Raw genomic sequence first — 14998 nt, forward strand, 5'->3', positions numbered from 1 at the left:
CAGGGCCCGGCGCTACCGGCCGGAGCCGTTCGGTTCCGGCGTCATCGACAACGCATTCGTGAGCACATCCATGTCGAAGATCGAAGTTTCCTCTGCCACCATGACCCCGCGCGAGATCGTGCAGGAACTGGACCGGCATATCGTGGGCCAGCACGACGCCAAGCGCGCGGTGGCCATCGCCCTGCGCAACCGCTGGCGCCGCATGCAGCTGCCTTCCGAGCTGCGCAACGAAGTGATGCCGAAGAACATCCTGATGATCGGCCCCACCGGCGTGGGCAAGACCGAGATCGCACGCCGCCTGGCCACCCTGGCCAACGCACCGTTCGTGAAGGTCGAAGCGACCCGCTTCACCGAAGTGGGCTACGTCGGCAAGGACGTGGAGCAGATCATCCGTGACCTGGCCGACACCGCGGTCAAGCTCTACCGCGAGCAGGCCAAGGTGCGCGTGCGTACGCAGGCCGAAGAGCGTGCCGAAGACCGCATCCTGGATGCGTTGCTGCCGCGTCGCAGTGGCGGTATCGGTTTCGATCCGGAAGCCGCACGCAACGAACCGTCGGCGCAGGACAACGAAACCCGCATCAAGTTCCGCAAGATGCTGCGCAGCGGCGAGCTGGACGAGCGCGAGATCGAACTGGATCTGGCTGCCAACGTCAGCATGGACATCATGACCCCGCCGGGCATGGAAGAAATGGGCCAGCAGTTGAAGTCGATGTTCGCCAATCTGGGCGGTGGCGCCAAGGCACACAAGCGCACGCTGACCATCAAGGCCGCGCGCCCGCTGCTGGTGGAAGAAGAGGCCGGCAAGCTGGTCAACGAAGACGATATCCGCACCGCGGCGATCGAAGCCTGCGAACAGCACGGCATCGTCTTCATCGACGAGATCGACAAGGTCGCCAAGCGTGGCGATAACGTGGGTGGTGGCGATGTGTCGCGCGAAGGCGTACAGCGCGACCTGCTGCCGCTGGTGGAAGGTTCCAACGTGTCCACCAAGTACGGCACGATCAAGACCGACCACATCCTGTTCATCGCCTCCGGTGCGTTCCACCTGGCCAAGCCCAGCGACCTGATTCCGGAGCTGCAGGGTCGTTTCCCGATCCGCGTGGAACTGGGCGCGCTCAGCAAGAACGATTTCGTGCGCATCCTGACCGAGCCCAAGGCCGCGCTGACCAAGCAGTACGAAGCGCTGCTGGCCACCGAAGGCGTCAAGGTCAGCTTCACCGCCGATGCCATCGACCGCCTGGCCGAGATTGCCTTCCAGGTGAACGAGCGCCAGGAGAACATCGGTGCGCGGCGTCTGCACACCGTGCTGGAACGCCTGCTGGATTCGCTCAGCTACGAAGCGCCGGACCGCGACGGTGAAACCCTGGCCATCGACAGCGCCTACGTCGATGCCCACCTGGGTGAACTGGTGCAGGACCCGGACCTGAGCCGCTACATCCTGTAATGCCAGGCGGGGTCGGATCCCTCGCGCCAGCGAGGGCTCTGCCCCCCCGACCCATAACGCATGAGGCCGCCGAAAGGCGGCCTTTTTCGTGGGGTCGGATCCCTCGCATCGCGAGGGCTCCGACCCCCGGATATCTGCGCAGGGTCAGAGCCCTCTCCTGCGGAGAGGGGTCTGACCCTACGGCAGCGGCTCGGGAATCGATCCCGGCACGAACACGCCGTCCTTCACGTAGGCGGCCAGGGTCATGTCCAGCGCCAGCATGCCGTCGCGCTTGAGGTCCATCAGCTCCGGTTCCACCATCGCCCCGTGCAGCACGCCCAGCACGGTGGCGTGCAGCATGCGCGCGGCAATCTTCGGGTCGGCACCGGCGCGCAGCTGGCCCAGGTCCTGCGCCCGGCGCAGCGCACGTTCCATCCGGTCCAGCGCATCGCGGAAACCGGACTGCTGCAGTTCGGCCAGCGCCCGGCTTTCCGACGAGGCATCGCTGCGCAGCATGATCTCCATGGTCTTGCGCAGGCGCTCGTCCTCGGACAGTTCGATGAACGAGTAGATCATCACCGCGCGCAGGTCGTGGATCGGCGTCTGCCGCTCATCGCTGGACGTGCGTTCCAGCTCCTGCATGAAGGGCAGGTGCACCCGCTGGATGATCGCGGCCAGCACCTCGGTCTTGTTCTTGAAGTGCCAGTACACCGCGCCGCGGGTATAGCCGGCGCGCGCGCCGATCATCTCCAGCGTGGTGCGGGCCACCCCGTGTTCATGGAAACAGGCCTCGGCCGCATCAAGGATGCCTTCGCGGGTGGCCTGGGTGTCCTCTTTGGTCTTGCGCGCCATGGGTCGGTGAGTGGGTACGAATGCCGGTGAAACCTGGCTGAATTGTACCGCTTTACAAACAAACAAGCATGTATGTATATTTCGCATCCACGCTCCCCGCCGTGTATGTGCGCCTGCCCATGCCCCGGGGAGGGCAGCCCCCTCGCGACCACCCAGCCCGTTTCTGGTGCCCGGCAGTCGTATCAGGGCGCCCTGAGAATTCCCTCTACCCGCGAGCCCCCAGCCCCATGCACCTGACCCGAATCCGTCCTTTCCTGCTGTCGCTGGCCATCGCCGCGACCGTGGCCGCCTGCGGTGGCCAACCCGAACAGCCCCAGCAAGGCCCCGGCCAGGTGACCGTGGTAACCCTGAAGTCGGAAAGCGTGGGCCTGACCCGCGAGCTGCCCGGCCGTACCAATGCCTTCCTGGTGGCCGAAGTGCGCCCGCAGGTCAGCGGCATCGTCGCCAAGCGCCTGTTCGCTGAAGGCGGCCTGGTGAAGGAAGGGCAGCCGCTGTACCAGATTGAAGACGCCAGCTACCGCGCCCAGGCCAACAGCGCCCGCGCCCAGTTGGCCCGCGCCGAAGCCACCGCCAACGCCGCACGCCTGAGCGCCAAGCGCATTACCGAACTGGCCAAGGTCGATGCGGTCAGCCAGCAGGACCTGGAAAACGCCGTGGCCGCGCAGAAGCAGGCCGAGGCCGATGTCGGTGCCGCCAAGGCCTCGCTGGATGCGGCCAACGTCACCCTGGGCTATGCCCGCATCACCGCGCCCATCAGCGGCCGCATCGGCAAGTCCAGCGTCACCCAGGGCGCGCTGGTCAGCGCCGGCCAGGCCGACGCGCTGGCCACCGTGCAGCAGCTCAGCCCGATCTACGTCGATCTGACCCAGTCCTCGGCCGAGCTGCTGCAGCTGCGCCGCGAACTGGCCGCCGGCCGCCTGCAGGACAACCAGACCCTGCCGGTCACCATCCTGCTGGAAGACGGCAGCGAGTTCCCGCACAAGGGCGCGCTGGAGTTCTCCGAAGTCAGCGTGGACCCGACCACCGGCAGCTACGCGCTGCGGGTGAAGGTGGACAACCCCGATGGCCTGCTGATGCCGGGCATGTACGTGCGCGCGGTGATCGGCGGCGGCGTGCGCGCCGATGCCGTGCTGGTGCCGATGCAGGGCATCGCCCGCGACGCCAAGGGCGATACCAGCGCCATGGTGGTGGGCAAGGACAACAAGGTGGAAGTGCGTCCGGTGAAGGTCAGCCGCGCGATCGCCGACAAGTGGCTGGTCGAGGACGGCCTGCAGCCGGGTGACAAGGTCATTGTTGAAGGCCTGCAGAAGATCGGCCCCGGCATGCCCGTGCAGACCACCGAGAAGGGCGCTGCTCCGGCCACGCCGGACGCCGCCCCGCAGCCTGCCGCGCAGCCGGCCGGCGACGCGAAGTAAGCGGAGAATTCCATGGCACGTTTCTTTATTGATCGACCCATCTTCGCGTGGGTGATCGCCATCATCATCATGCTGGCCGGTGCGCTGGCGGTGATGAAGCTGCCGGTGTCGATGTATCCCGAAGTGGCCCCGCCGGCCGTCGAGATCAGCGCCACCTACCCGGGTGCATCGGCCAAGGTGGTCGAGGACTCGGTCACGCAGATCATCGAGCAGAACATGAAGGGCCTGGATGGCCTGATCTACTTCTCGTCCAACAGCTCGGCCAACGGCCAGGCCACCATCACCCTCACCTTTGAAGCCGGGACCAACCCGGACATCGCCCAGGTGCAGGTGCAGAACAAGCTGCAGCTGGCCATGCCGCTGCTGCCGCAGGAAGTACAGCGGCAGGGCATCAACGTGGCCAAGTCCAGCAGCGGCTTCCTGCAGGTGCTGGGCTTTGTGTCCAACGATGGCAGCATGGATGCCAACGACATCGCCGACTACGTGGGCTCCAACATCGTCGACACGCTCAGCCGCGTGCCGGGCGTGGGCAACATCCAGGTGTTCGGCGGCAAGTACGCCATGCGCATCTGGCTGGACCCGAACAAGCTGCACACCTACAAGCTGTCGGTCGATGAAGTGACCGCGGCGATCACCGCGCAGAACGCACAGGTGGCCATCGGCCAGCTGGGTGGTGCACCGTCGGTGAAGGGCCAGCAGCTCAACGCCACCATCAACGCGCAGGACCGCCTGCAGACCCCGGAACAGTTCCGCAACATCCTGGTGCGCGGTGGCACCGATGGCAGCGAACTGCGCCTGGGCGACGTCGCCCGCGTGGAACTGGGCGCGGAAAGCTACGACTTCGTCACCCGTTACAACGGCAAGCCGTCCACCGGTATCGCCATCACCCTGGCCACCGGCGCCAACGCGCTGGATACCGCCGAAGGCGTGCGCGCGGCACTGGAAGACATGAAGGCCAGCTTCCCGGCGGGCCTGGAAACGGTCATTCCGTACGACACCACTCCGTTCGTGAAGGTCTCGATCAAGGGCGTCATCAAGACCCTGATCGAAGCAATCGTGCTGGTGTTCGTGGTGATGTACCTGTTCCTGCAGAACTTCCGCGCCACCCTCATCCCCACCATCGCGGTGCCGGTGGTGCTGCTGGGTACCTTCGGCGTGCTGGCCGCGCTGGGCTTCTCGGTGAACATGCTGACCATGTTCGCCATGGTGCTGGCCATCGGCCTGCTGGTGGACGATGCCATCGTGGTGGTGGAGAACGTCGAACGCATCATGTCCGAAGAGGGCCTGTCGCCGCTGGAAGCCACCCGCAAGTCGATGAGCCAGATCACCGGCGCGCTGGTGGGCATCGGCCTGGTGCTGTCGGCGGTGTTCGTGCCGATGGCCTTCATGAGTGGCTCCACCGGCATCATCTATCGCCAGTTCTCGGCCACCATTGTTTCGGCCATGGCGCTGTCGGTGCTGGTGGCGATCGTGCTGACCCCGGCGCTGTGCGCCACCATGCTCAAGCCGCTGAAGAAGGGCGAGCACCATGTGGCCCACCGTGGCCTGGTCGGCCGGTTCTTCAACGGCTTCAACCGCGGCTTCGACCGTTCCAGCGAAACCTACCAGCGCGGCGTGAAGGGCATCATCCACCGCCCGTGGCGCTTCATGGGCATCTTCCTGGCGCTGGCCGTGGTGATGGGCGTGTTGTTCGCGCGCCTGCCCAGCTCGTTCCTGCCCAACGAAGACCAGGGCATCATGATGGCGCTGGTGCAGACCCCGGTCGGCGCCACCCAGGAACGCACGCTGGAAGCGATGGCCAAGTTGGAAGACCACTTCCTGAAGAACGAAGCCGACGCCGTCGAGTCGATCTTTGCGGTGCAGGGCTTCAGCTTCGCCGGCATGGGCCAGAACGCGGGCATGGCGTTCGTGAAGCTGAAGGACTGGAGCGAGCGTGATGCCGACCAGAGCGTGGGTGCGATCACCGGGCGTGCGATGGGCGCGCTGGGCCAGATCAAGGACGCCTTCATCTTCGCCTTCCCGCCGCCGGCCATGCCGGAGCTGGGCATTGGTTCGGGCTATACGTTCTTCCTGAAGGACACCAGCGGCAAGGGCCATGACGCCCTGCTGGCCGCGCGCAACCAGCTGCTGGGTGCGGCGGGGCAGAGCAAGCTGCTGGCCAACGTGCGCCCCAACGGCCAGGAAGATACGCCGCAGCTGCGCATCGACGTGGACGTGGAAAAGGCCAATGCACTGGGTCTGTCGATCAGCTCGATCAACAACACCCTGGCCGCGGCCTGGGGCAGCAGCTACATCGATGACTTCATCGATCGTGGCCGGGTCAAGCGCGTGTACGTGATGGCCGATGCACCGTTCCGCATGAACCCGGACGATTTCAACGTCTGGTCGGTGAAGAACGGGCAGGGCGAAATGGTGCCGTTCAGTGCCTTCGCCACCAAGCGCTGGGATTACGGTTCGCCGCGCCTGGAACGCTACAACGGCGTGTCGGCGATGGAAATCCAGGGTGAGCCGGCCGCCGGCGTTGCCTCGGGCGATGCCATGGCCGAGATCGAGCGCATCGCCAAGGATCTGCCGCCGGGCTTCGAGATCGAATGGACGGCGCTGTCCTACCAGGAACGCCAGGCCGGTTCGCAGACCCCGCTGCTGTACACACTGTCGCTGCTGATCGTGTTCCTGTGCCTGGCCGCGCTGTATGAAAGCTGGAGCGTGCCGACCTCGGTGCTGCTGGTGGCGCCGCTGGGCATCCTGGGTGCCGTGCTGGCCAACACCTTCCGTGGCATGGAACGCGACATCTACTTCCAGGTGGCCATGCTGACCACGGTGGGCCTGACCAGCAAGAACGCGATCCTGATCGTGGAGTTCGCCAAGGAGAACCTGGAGAAGGGCGTTGGCCTGATCGAAGCGACGATGCACGCCGTGCGTGACCGTCTGCGCCCGATCATCATGACCTCGCTGGCCTTCGGCCTGGGCGTGCTGCCGCTGGCCATCGCCTCCGGCGCGGGTTCCGGTGCGCAGCGTGCCATCGGCACCGGCGTGCTGGGCGGCATGCTGGTCGGCACCGTGCTGGGCGTGTTCTTCATTCCGTTGTTCTTCGTGGTCGTGCAGCGCGTGTTCAAGCGCAAGACCGCGGCGTAACCCTGCCGGCGGCGCCGGGCCCTGTCCGGCGCCGCCATCGTGACCCCAAGGTGTCGCCATGAAATTCCATACCCTTGTTCTTTCTGCCGCCGTGGCCCTTGTGCTGGGCGGCTGTTCCACCCTGGTGCCGAAGAACACCGCCGTCGCCCCGGGCATTCCCGCGCAGTGGCCGGCGGAAGCCACCGAAGGCGAAGTGGCCGATGCGGCCGCTGTCGGCTGGCGCGACTTCTTCACCGATGCGCGCCTGCAGGAGGTGATCGGCCAGGCCCTGGCCAACAACCGTGACCTGCGCGTGGCCGTGCTGAACGTGGAAAAGGCACGCGGCCAGTACCGCGTGCAGCGCGCCGACCGCGTGCCTGCGCTGGCCGCGCAGGGGCAGATGCAGCGCAGCGGCGGTGATGTGCCGGTCAGCGAACAGTTCACTGCCAACCTGGGCGTGGCCGAGTTCGAGCTGGACCTGTTCGGCCGCGTGCGCAACCTGAGCGAAGCGGCGCTGCAGCAGTACTTCGCCGTGGCGGCCAACCGCCGCAACGCGCAGCTGAGCCTGGTGGCCGAGACCGCCACCGCATGGCTGACCTACGGCGCCGACCAGCAGCAGCTGAAGATTGCCGAAGCGACCCTGAAGACCTACGAGGATTCGCTGCGCCTGGCCGAAGCACGCCACGAGCGCGGTGGCAGTTCGGGCCTGGAACTGAGCCAGACCCGCACGCTGGTGGAAACAGCACGCACCGACGCGGCGCGTCTGCGCGGCCAGCTGGCGCAGGACCGCAATGCACTGGCGCTGTTGGCCGGCGGCCAGGTCGATCCGGCACTGCTGCCGGACAGCATCGCACCGCAGGTACTGGCGCTGGCGCCGCCGCCGGCGGGCCTGCCCAGCGACGTGCTGCTGCAGCGTCCGGACATCATGGCCGCCGAACACCAGCTGCTGGCCGCCAATGCCAACATCGGTGCCGCGCGCGCCGCGTTCTTCCCCAGCATCCAGCTGACCGGCAGCGTAGGCAGCAGCTCGGGCGAACTGTCTGGATTGTTCGACAGTGGCACCCGGGTGTGGAGCTTCCTGCCGACCATCACCTTGCCGATCTTCCAGGGCGGCAAGCTGCGCGCGAACCTGGACGTAGCCAATGCCGAGCGCGATATCGCACTGGCCGAGTATGAAAAGTCGATCCAGACCGGCTTCCGCGAAACCGCCGATGCGCTGGCGCTGAACGTCAGCCTGGACGAGCAGGTGGCCTCGCAGCAGCGTCTGGTGGAAGCGGCCGAGCTGGCCAACCGCCTGTCGCAGGCACGCTATGACGCCGGCCTGGACAGCTTCGTCACCCTGCTCGATGCGCGCCGTACTGCCTACAGCGCACAGCAGACCCAGCTGCAGGCGCAGCTGGCGCAGCAGGCCAACCGCATCACCCTGTACAAGGTACTGGGCGGCGGCTGGCGCGAGCGCAGCTGAGCCGCGCCCCGGCACGGCCCAGCGCAGGCCGCGCGAGGTTGCCTTGGCTCTGGTAGGTGCCAACCTTGGTTGGCACAACGTTGGCACGCGCGTTGAAAAGCATGCCAACCAAGGTTGGCATCTACCAACGCGGGGTTGCAGGCACGCGCGTTGAAAAGCATGCCAACCAAGGTTGGCATCTACCGAAGCGGGGTTCCAGACACGTGCTTTGAAAAGCATGCCAACCAAGGTTGGCATCTACCAAAGCGGGGTTCCAGGCACGTGCGTTGAAAAGCATGCCAACCAAGGTTGGCATCTACCAAAACGGGATTGCAGGCGCGGGCGTTACACGGCTTCATCATCGCGCGGGGGAACGCGGCATGCGCGTACCCGCGCCAGTGCGTCACCCGCCTCGCGGGCCATGCGCTCGTACTCGGCGCGGATCTCCTCCAGCCGTTCCTCGTCCATCTCTTCCAGATCCAGCAACTCGTTGTTGGCATCGGCCGTGGCGCGGATCAGCTCGTCCAGCTTGATCTGCATCGCCGCGGTATCCGAGTTCTGCGTGTGCTGGATCAGGAACACCATCAGGAAGGTGATGATGGTGGTGCCGGTGTTGATGACCAGCTGCCAGGTGTCGTTGAAACCGAACACCGGGCCGCTGATGCCCCACAGCACCACGATGCTGATCGCCGTCAGGAAGGTCCACGGCGAGCCGGCCGCGGCGGAGGCCTTCTTGGCCAGGGTGTTGAACAGGTTGCGTGCGCTCATCGGGGTCGTTCCAGGGGAATGACGCGGATGATCGGCAGCGGCCCGTGCACGGGCCGTGCAGCAGCGCGGCTCAGGCGCGCAGGCGCGGCGCCTGCTGGCTGCGTACCGGGCTGCTCTGGTAGACGTGCTGCCAGCAGCGTTCGACGAACTCGCGGGCCTGCGCCTCGGTCAGGCGCGGCATGATCTGCAGGGCGTACTGGGTCTGGAACATCTCGTCGCGCTGCGCATCGCTGGCACGCGGCTGGGTGATCAGCGAATCGCAGGCGAACTTGACCCACGGCACGTACGAACCGAACGAGTTGTGCGCAAGCGCGCCATCGGCATGCTGGCGGCGCCAGTGGTCCAGCTCGGCGTCGACATTGATGACCGGGGGAATGGTGGGGACTTCAGCGTGCATGACGATCCAATGGGCAGAAGGTGAAAGGGAGTGGGGGCTGATGCCGAGTGTCGTGGGTTGCCGGTGCATGCAGTGTCAGTGCGGCGTGCATCCGGTGTGCGCATCCAGCAGCTGCGCATGCTCCACCGCGCCCAGTGCTTCGGCCATGTCAGCCATGGCATTGCACAACTGCAACTGGTCGCGTGGGTGCTCGCGCATCACTTCCAGCTGCAGGCCTTGATAGGCAGCCCAGAACGGCGCGCCACGGCGGTGCAGCGCGAATTGCTGGCGCAGGCGTTCACGAATACCGGCAAGGGCCGGGTGGTCGGGCAGGGAAGGTGCGGCGTGCGCGCTCATCGGCTGGCTCCGCCGGAGCAACGGGCCCCGGTGCATTCCACCGTAGGCCCCTTGTGTGCACGCGATGTTAGTGGCGTGTGTGCAACTGACGTGGCTGACTGTGCGCCAGTGCGCACACAACGCCGCAGACGCAACCGGCACAAGGCGGTGCCGGCGCTGAAGAATTCATAAAGCGTGCAGCGCCTTCACTGCGCGGCGGCTTATTCGCCGATGTCTTCGTTCCAGATGTCCGGATGCTGCGCAATGAAACCGCCCAGCAGATCCACGCATTCCTGGCTGTCCAGGTCGATCACGTTCACGCCGTTCTCGCGCAGCCAGTCGATGCCGCCCTGGAAGGTGCGCGATTCGCCCACCACCACGGTGCCGATGTTGAACTGGCGCACCAGCCCGGAGCAGTACCAGCACGGAGCCAGGGTGGTCACCATGATGGTGTCCTGGTAGCGGCGCTGGCGGCCGGCCTTGCGGAAGGCATCGGTTTCGCCGTGCACCGACGGGTCGCCTTCCTGCACGCGGCGGTTGTGGCCGCAGCCCAGCAGGCGGCCATCGTTGTGGTACAGCGCCGCGCCGATCGGCACGCCGCCTTCGGCCAGGCCCTGGCGGGCTTCGGCAATGGCGGTCTGCAGCAGGGCCTGGTAGTCGGGCGTGGTGATCATGCGGGGCTCCGGTGGGTCATGGCCGGCCATGATACGGTGCCGTTGCCCCGCAGCGGCCCCAGCGGTGCGATAATCGGGGGCATGAGCGAATCCCCCTACAAATCCGGTACCACCCACTTCGGGTTCCGCGACGTCGACGCCAAGGACAAGCAGAAGCTGGTCGGGCAGGTGTTCACTTCGGTCGCGCGCAACTACGACCTGATGAACGACCTGATGAGCCTGGGCGTGCACCGGGCCTGGAAGCGCTACTACGTAGCCACCGCGCAGGTGAAGCCGGGCGACCGCGTGCTCGACCTGGCCGGCGGCACCGGCGATATCGCCGCCCTGCTGAAGGAGCGCGTGGGCGCCGAGGGCTCGGTGGTGCTGGGCGACATCAACGCCGGCATGCTGTCGGTCGGCCGTGACCGCCTGACCAACCGCGGCCTGGTGCTGGGCCTGGACTACGTGCAGTGCAACGCCGAAGCCCTGCCGTTCCCGGACAACAGCTTCGATCTGGTCACCATCGCCTTCGGTCTGCGCAACGTGACCGACAAGGATGCCGGCCTGCGCGAGATGTACCGCGTGCTGAAGGTGGGCGGCCAGGCCCGCGTGCTGGAGTTCTCCGAAGTCACCGCCGACTGGTTCAAGCCGATCTACGACTTCCACTCGTTCAGGATCCTGCCGAAGCTGGGCAAGCTGTTCGCCAACGATTCGGACAGCTACCAGTACCTGGCCGAGAGCATCCGCAAGCACCCGCCGCAGGAAGAGCTGAAGGCGATGATGGGGCAGGCCGGTTTCGAGCGCTGCCACTACAAGAACCTGACCGGCGGCATCGTTTCGATCCATTCCGGTTACAAGCTGTAAGCCCTGCCCTGGTAGGTGCCGACCTTGGTCGGCACTGGGTCCACGCCGGGCGCTGACACACCGTGCCAACCAAGGTTGGCACCTAGCAACGCCGCAGGGCGGGCCCCCCGGTCGGCCTTACCCCGCATCGCGCAACGCCTGCGGGGCCGGAGGGAGGTACCATTGGGGTTTGATCCCCGTAACGGTCCCGATTCATGCGTAATCCGCTGATGCTCCTTCCGCTGGCCGTGGCCCTGGCCGCCGGCTGCTCCCAGGAGGCGGCCGCGCCCGCCGCCGCCCCGACTGCCGAAAAGGCCCCCGCCGCCCCCGTGAACGCCGAAAACCGCAGCCACGACGAAAGCTCCTATGCCGAGCCGGACAAGGTCGTCATCAAGGACATCGCGCTGGATCTGAAGCTGGACTTCGACCAGAAGCAGATTGGCGGCACCGCTACCTACACCCTGGAATGGAAGCAGAAGGACGCCCAGCAGCTGGTGCTGGATACCCGTGAGCTGAGTGTTTCCAAGGTCGAGGCCATTGCCGCCGACGGCGCGCGCAGCCCGCTGAAGTTCGAGCTGGCCCCGGTCGACAAGGTGTTCGGCAGCAAGCTGACCATCGAAGCCCCGGCCCAGCCGGCCAAGGTGGAAGTGAGCTACCACACCGCCCCGACCGCCTCGGGCCTGCAGTGGCTGGAGCCGTCGATGACCGAGGGCAAGAAGCTGCCCTTCATGTTCAGCCAGTCGCAGGCCATCCACGCCCGTTCCTGGGTGCCGCTGCAGGACACCCCCAGCGTGCGCTTCACCTACAGCGCGCACGTGGTCTCGCGCCCGGACGTGATGGTGCTGATGAGCGCCGACAACGATCCCAAGGCCGCGCGTGACGGTGACTACACCTTCAAGATGCCGCAGCCGATTCCGTCCTACCTGCTGGCCATCGCCGCCGGTGACCTGGTGTTCGAACCGATTTCCGGCCGCTCCGGTGTCTGGGCCGAGCCGACCATGGTGAACAAGGCCGCCAAGGAATTCGAAGACACCGAGAAGATGATCGGTGCCGCCGAGAAGCTGTACGGCGAATACCGCTGGGGCCGCTACGACATGCTGGTGCTGCCGCCGTCGTTCCCGTTCGGCGGCATGGAAAACCCGCGCCTGACCTTCGCCACGCCCACCGTGATCGTCGGCGACAAGTCGCTGGTTTCGCTGGTGGCCCACGAACTGGCGCACAGCTGGTCGGGCAACCTGGTCACCAATGCCAGCTGGAAGGACATCTGGTTGAACGAAGGCTTCACCACCTACGTGCAGGGGCGCATTACCGAAGCCCTGTACGGCAAGGAAATGGCCGAAATGGAAAAGCAGATCGACCAGACCGACCTGCTGGCCGAAGTGAAGGACATGAGCCCGGCCGACCAGGCCCTGGCGCTGCCGCCGCTGAACGAGCGTGACCCCGACGAAGCCCTGAGCCAGGTGGCCTACGTGAAGGGTTCCTGGTTCCTGGAGTTCCTGGAACAGCGCTTCGGCCGCGAAACCTTCGATCCGTTCCTGCGTGGCTGGTTCGATGACCATGCCTTCCAGAGCGCCAACACCGACCAGTTCGTCGAGTACCTGAAGAAGAACCTGCTGCCGAAGAACCCGACCGCGGTGAGCGAAGCCGAACTGAAGGCATGGCTGGACGAGCCGGGCATCCCGGCGTTCGCCGCCAAGGCGCAGTCGCGCAACTTCAGCAGCGTCGATGCCGCGCGCATCGCCTTCTCCGGCGCCGGCAGCCTGCCGGGCAGCCAGGTCACCGCCGAATGGGGTACCCAGGAATGGGTGCGCTTCATCGACGGCCTGGGCACCACCCTGCCGCTGGACAAGCTGGCCGCGCTGGACAAGGCCTACCACTTCACCGGCACCGCGAACGGTGAAATCGCCATGCGCTGGTACCCGCTGACCATCCGCAGCGGCTACACCCAGGCCAACGAAGCGGCCGGTGCGTTCATCGAGCGCGTGGGCCGTCGCAAGCTGATCATGCCGATCTACGCCGAACTGGTGAAGACGCCCGAGGGCCTGGCGTTCGCCAAGCAGGCCTTCGAGAAGGCCAAGCCGGGTTACCACCCGATCACCACCGCCTCGGTGCAGGACATGCTGGCCAAGGCCGAAGCCAAGTAAGCAGAAGCGCCGGGCACCGCCCGGCGCTTTTTCGTAGAGTCGAGCCATGCTCGACTGCCGTTGCTTCGGTAGAGTCGAGCCATGCTCGACTGCCGTTGCTTCGGTAGAGTCGAGCTTGCTCGACTGCTCTTGAAGAGCAAGTCGAGCATGGCTCGACGCTACATATCTGCGCACACACGAAGGACCTCCACATGAAACGTCTGTTCCTGATCGCCGCCTGCACCCTGGCGCTGGCCGCCTGCAGCAACCCCGAAGAAGAGCGCAAGGCGCAGGAAGCGGCGGCCGCGGCCGCGCAGGCGCAGAAGGAAGCCAAGGCCGACGACGTGGCCAAGCAGTACGACACCGCCGTGGCCGCACAGGACTGGGAACGCGCGCGCATCCACGGCGGCTCGCTGCTGGACCAGTACAAGGACACCGCCGCCGCCGAGCGCATTGCCGCCGGCTTCGATGAGGTGAAGGCCAAGGCCGATGCCGCGCGCAACCTGCGCCGCATGCAGGCGCTGTGGCAGTACAACGAGATTCCGGTAGGCAGCAATGGCGTGCAGCGTTCGGCGTCGATCTACAGCAAGGAACGCGTGGACGTGGACGGCAGCGGCGCCAAGCCGGTGCAGCTGGTGTTCCGCGACCACCCCGAATGGAAACGGCACGCCTACCTGGTGCTGCAGGCCGGCGATTTCCGCTGCCCGCAGTGCACGGTGAAGGTGACCGTGGACGGCGGCAAGCCAGTATCGATGGCTGCGTGGCGGCCGAAGACCGACGAGGCCATCGCGATGTTCATCACCGACCAGAAGGCGCTGTGGAAGCTGGCGCAGAAGGGCCAGTCGATCCGCATCGAGTTCCCGGTGAAGGCCGGCGGCACCCGCACCGCGGTGTTCGAAACCGGCGGCGTGGACAGCAGCCGCATGCCGTCGTGGTGGAAGTAACGGCCCGCGCGACGGCGGCACCACCCCTGTCGGCCGTGCGCCACTGGGTGTTCGACATGGATGGCACGCTGACCGTGGCCATGCACGATTTCGACGGCATCAAGCGCGCGCTGGGCATCCCGCCCAGTGCGGACATCCTGGCGCACCTGGCCGGCCTGCCGGCGGCGGAGGCGGCGCAGAAGCACGCCTGGCTGCTGGACCATGAGCGGGCGCTGGCCGCAGGCGCACTGCCGGCGCCGGGGGCGGTGGCGCTGCTGCGTGCGCTGGCCGCGGCCGGCTGCCAGCTTGGCATCCTGACCCGCAACGACCATGCGCTGGCCAAGCTGACGCTGGATTCGATCGGGGTAGGGGATCTGTTCGACGATGGCGCCATCATCGGCCGCGATGAAGCGGTGCCCAAGCCCTCGCCCGATGGCGTGCAGCAGCATCTGCGGCGCTGGGGTGCCAGCGCAGGCGGGGCGGTGATGGTGGGCGACCACGCCTACGATCTGGACTGTGGCCGCGCCGCCGGTGCGCGCACCGTGCTGGTCAACCTGCCGGACAACCCGTGGCCGGGCCGCGCGGATTGGCATTTCGCCGATTGCCGCGCGTTGCACGCGGCGTGGCAGGGCTGATCATTCCACCGTGCCGGGCCATGCCCGGCGTGTCGACCAAGGTCGACACCTACCAAGCGCGTGTCGACCAAGGTCGACACCGACCCAGCGCAT

13 protein-coding genes are annotated in these 14998 nt (G+C 66.4%); 8 read left to right on the forward strand and 5 right to left on the reverse strand.

The genetic code is table 11. From position 1 onward, the window contains the following. Positions 1-70: 70 nt before the first annotated feature. Positions 71-1444 (forward strand): ATP-dependent protease ATPase subunit HslU, encoded by a 1374-nt coding sequence (gene hslU / locus G4G00_RS06560; RefSeq protein ID WP_164272015.1) that lies wholly within the window; start codon positions 71-73, stop codon positions 1442-1444. Positions 1445-1621: 177 nt separating this feature from the next. Here hslU and G4G00_RS06565 read toward each other — a convergent pair whose 3' ends face one another. Beyond that, on the reverse strand, positions 1622-2275 hold the full coding sequence (locus G4G00_RS06565) for a TetR family transcriptional regulator (protein ID WP_108754193.1): 654 nt from the start codon (positions 2273-2275) through the stop codon (positions 1622-1624). 227 nt (positions 2276-2502) lie between these two features. Between G4G00_RS06565 and smeD the strand changes: the two genes are divergently transcribed. Genes smeD through smeF form a run of 3 tightly spaced genes read left to right on the forward strand, consistent with a single transcriptional unit; the run spans position 2503 to position 8269 of the window. Further along, complete coding sequence (gene smeD / locus G4G00_RS06570; RefSeq protein ID WP_164272018.1) at positions 2503-3690, forward strand: multidrug efflux RND transporter periplasmic adaptor subunit SmeD; 1188 nt, start codon at positions 2503-2505, stop codon at positions 3688-3690. Positions 3691-3702: 12 nt separating this feature from the next. Then, entirely contained in the window at positions 3703-6825 is a 3123-nt protein-coding gene (gene smeE / locus G4G00_RS06575) for a multidrug efflux RND transporter permease subunit SmeE (protein ID WP_164272021.1), read from the forward strand. A 58-nt stretch (positions 6826-6883) separates the two neighbouring features. Then, positions 6884-8269: a multidrug efflux RND transporter outer membrane subunit SmeF gene (gene smeF / locus G4G00_RS06580; RefSeq protein ID WP_108754190.1), complete on the forward strand. Its 1386-nt coding sequence runs from the start codon at positions 6884-6886 to the stop codon at positions 8267-8269. A gap of 324 nt (positions 8270-8593) precedes the next feature. Here the strand turns inward: smeF and G4G00_RS06585 are convergent, their stop codons facing one another. The 4 genes from G4G00_RS06585 to G4G00_RS06600 all read right to left on the reverse strand — a co-directional run bounded on the left by G4G00_RS06585 (position 8594) and on the right by G4G00_RS06600 (position 10402). Further along, on the reverse strand, positions 8594-9016 hold the full coding sequence (locus G4G00_RS06585; RefSeq protein ID WP_108754189.1) for a low affinity iron permease family protein: 423 nt from the start codon (positions 9014-9016) through the stop codon (positions 8594-8596). Positions 9017-9086: 70 nt separating this feature from the next. Further along, the gene (locus tag G4G00_RS06590; RefSeq protein WP_108750491.1) at positions 9087-9413 is read right to left on the reverse strand and encodes a hypothetical protein; all 327 of its coding nucleotides are present in this window, start codon (positions 9411-9413) and stop codon (positions 9087-9089) included. Positions 9414-9488: 75 nt separating this feature from the next. Further along, positions 9489-9749: a hypothetical protein gene (locus tag G4G00_RS06595; RefSeq protein WP_108754188.1), complete on the reverse strand. Its 261-nt coding sequence runs from the start codon at positions 9747-9749 to the stop codon at positions 9489-9491. A gap of 200 nt (positions 9750-9949) precedes the next feature. After that, positions 9950-10402, reverse strand: coding sequence for a nucleoside deaminase (locus G4G00_RS06600; protein WP_108750493.1), 453 nt, complete (start codon positions 10400-10402; stop codon positions 9950-9952). An 81-nt stretch (positions 10403-10483) separates the two neighbouring features. Here G4G00_RS06600 and ubiE point away from each other — a divergent pair, with 81 nt between their 5' ends. The 4 genes from ubiE (at position 10484) to G4G00_RS06620 (ending at position 14905) form a co-directional block, all read left to right on the forward strand. Next, positions 10484-11245 carry a bifunctional demethylmenaquinone methyltransferase/2-methoxy-6-polyprenyl-1,4-benzoquinol methylase UbiE gene (gene ubiE / locus G4G00_RS06605; RefSeq protein WP_108750494.1) on the forward strand — a complete coding sequence of 254 codons (762 nt, stop codon included), beginning with the start codon at positions 10484-10486 and terminating at the stop codon, positions 11243-11245. 194 nt (positions 11246-11439) lie between these two features. Further along, complete coding sequence (locus tag G4G00_RS06610; RefSeq protein ID WP_108754187.1) at positions 11440-13368, forward strand: M1 family metallopeptidase; 1929 nt, start codon at positions 11440-11442, stop codon at positions 13366-13368. A 191-nt stretch (positions 13369-13559) separates the two neighbouring features. After that, entirely contained in the window at positions 13560-14291 is a 732-nt protein-coding gene (locus G4G00_RS06615) for a hypothetical protein (RefSeq protein WP_108754186.1), read from the forward strand. Next, the gene (locus tag G4G00_RS06620) at positions 14279-14905 is read left to right on the forward strand and encodes an HAD-IA family hydrolase (RefSeq protein WP_267896391.1); all 627 of its coding nucleotides are present in this window, start codon (positions 14279-14281) and stop codon (positions 14903-14905) included. The genes G4G00_RS06615 and G4G00_RS06620 overlap by 13 nt, the downstream gene beginning before the upstream one ends. Positions 14906-14998 lie beyond the last annotated feature (93 nt).

The sequence above is a fragment of the Stenotrophomonas sp. B1-1 genome (assembly GCF_010894375.1).
In the GTDB taxonomy this organism is placed as follows: domain Bacteria; phylum Pseudomonadota; class Gammaproteobacteria; order Xanthomonadales; family Xanthomonadaceae; genus Stenotrophomonas.

What these genes read in the sequence shown, in the direction of transcription:
- G4G00_RS06615 (WP_108754186.1), top strand. Translation starts at nt 13,560, where the DNA reads ATGAAACGTCTGTTCCTGATCGCCGCCTGCACCCTGGCGCTGGCCGCC.
- smeF (WP_108754190.1), top strand. Translation starts at nt 6,884, where the DNA reads ATGAAATTCCATACCCTTGTTCTTTCTGCCGCCGTGGCCCTTGTGCTG.
- G4G00_RS06565 (WP_108754193.1), bottom strand. Translation starts at nt 2,275, where the DNA reads ATGGCGCGCAAGACCAAAGAGGACACCCAGGCCACCCGCGAAGGCATC.
- smeE (WP_164272021.1), top strand. Translation starts at nt 3,703, where the DNA reads ATGGCACGTTTCTTTATTGATCGACCCATCTTCGCGTGGGTGATCGCC.
- G4G00_RS06600 (WP_108750493.1), bottom strand. Translation starts at nt 10,402, where the DNA reads ATGATCACCACGCCCGACTACCAGGCCCTGCTGCAGACCGCCATTGCC.
- ubiE (WP_108750494.1), top strand. Translation starts at nt 10,484, where the DNA reads ATGAGCGAATCCCCCTACAAATCCGGTACCACCCACTTCGGGTTCCGC.
- smeD (WP_164272018.1), top strand. Translation starts at nt 2,503, where the DNA reads ATGCACCTGACCCGAATCCGTCCTTTCCTGCTGTCGCTGGCCATCGCC.
- G4G00_RS06585 (WP_108754189.1), bottom strand. Translation starts at nt 9,016, where the DNA reads ATGAGCGCACGCAACCTGTTCAACACCCTGGCCAAGAAGGCCTCCGCC.
- G4G00_RS06595 (WP_108754188.1), bottom strand. Translation starts at nt 9,749, where the DNA reads ATGAGCGCGCACGCCGCACCTTCCCTGCCCGACCACCCGGCCCTTGCC.
- hslU (WP_164272015.1), top strand. Translation starts at nt 71, where the DNA reads ATGTCGAAGATCGAAGTTTCCTCTGCCACCATGACCCCGCGCGAGATC.
- G4G00_RS06590 (WP_108750491.1), bottom strand. Translation starts at nt 9,413, where the DNA reads ATGCACGCTGAAGTCCCCACCATTCCCCCGGTCATCAATGTCGACGCC.
- G4G00_RS06610 (WP_108754187.1), top strand. Translation starts at nt 11,440, where the DNA reads ATGCGTAATCCGCTGATGCTCCTTCCGCTGGCCGTGGCCCTGGCCGCC.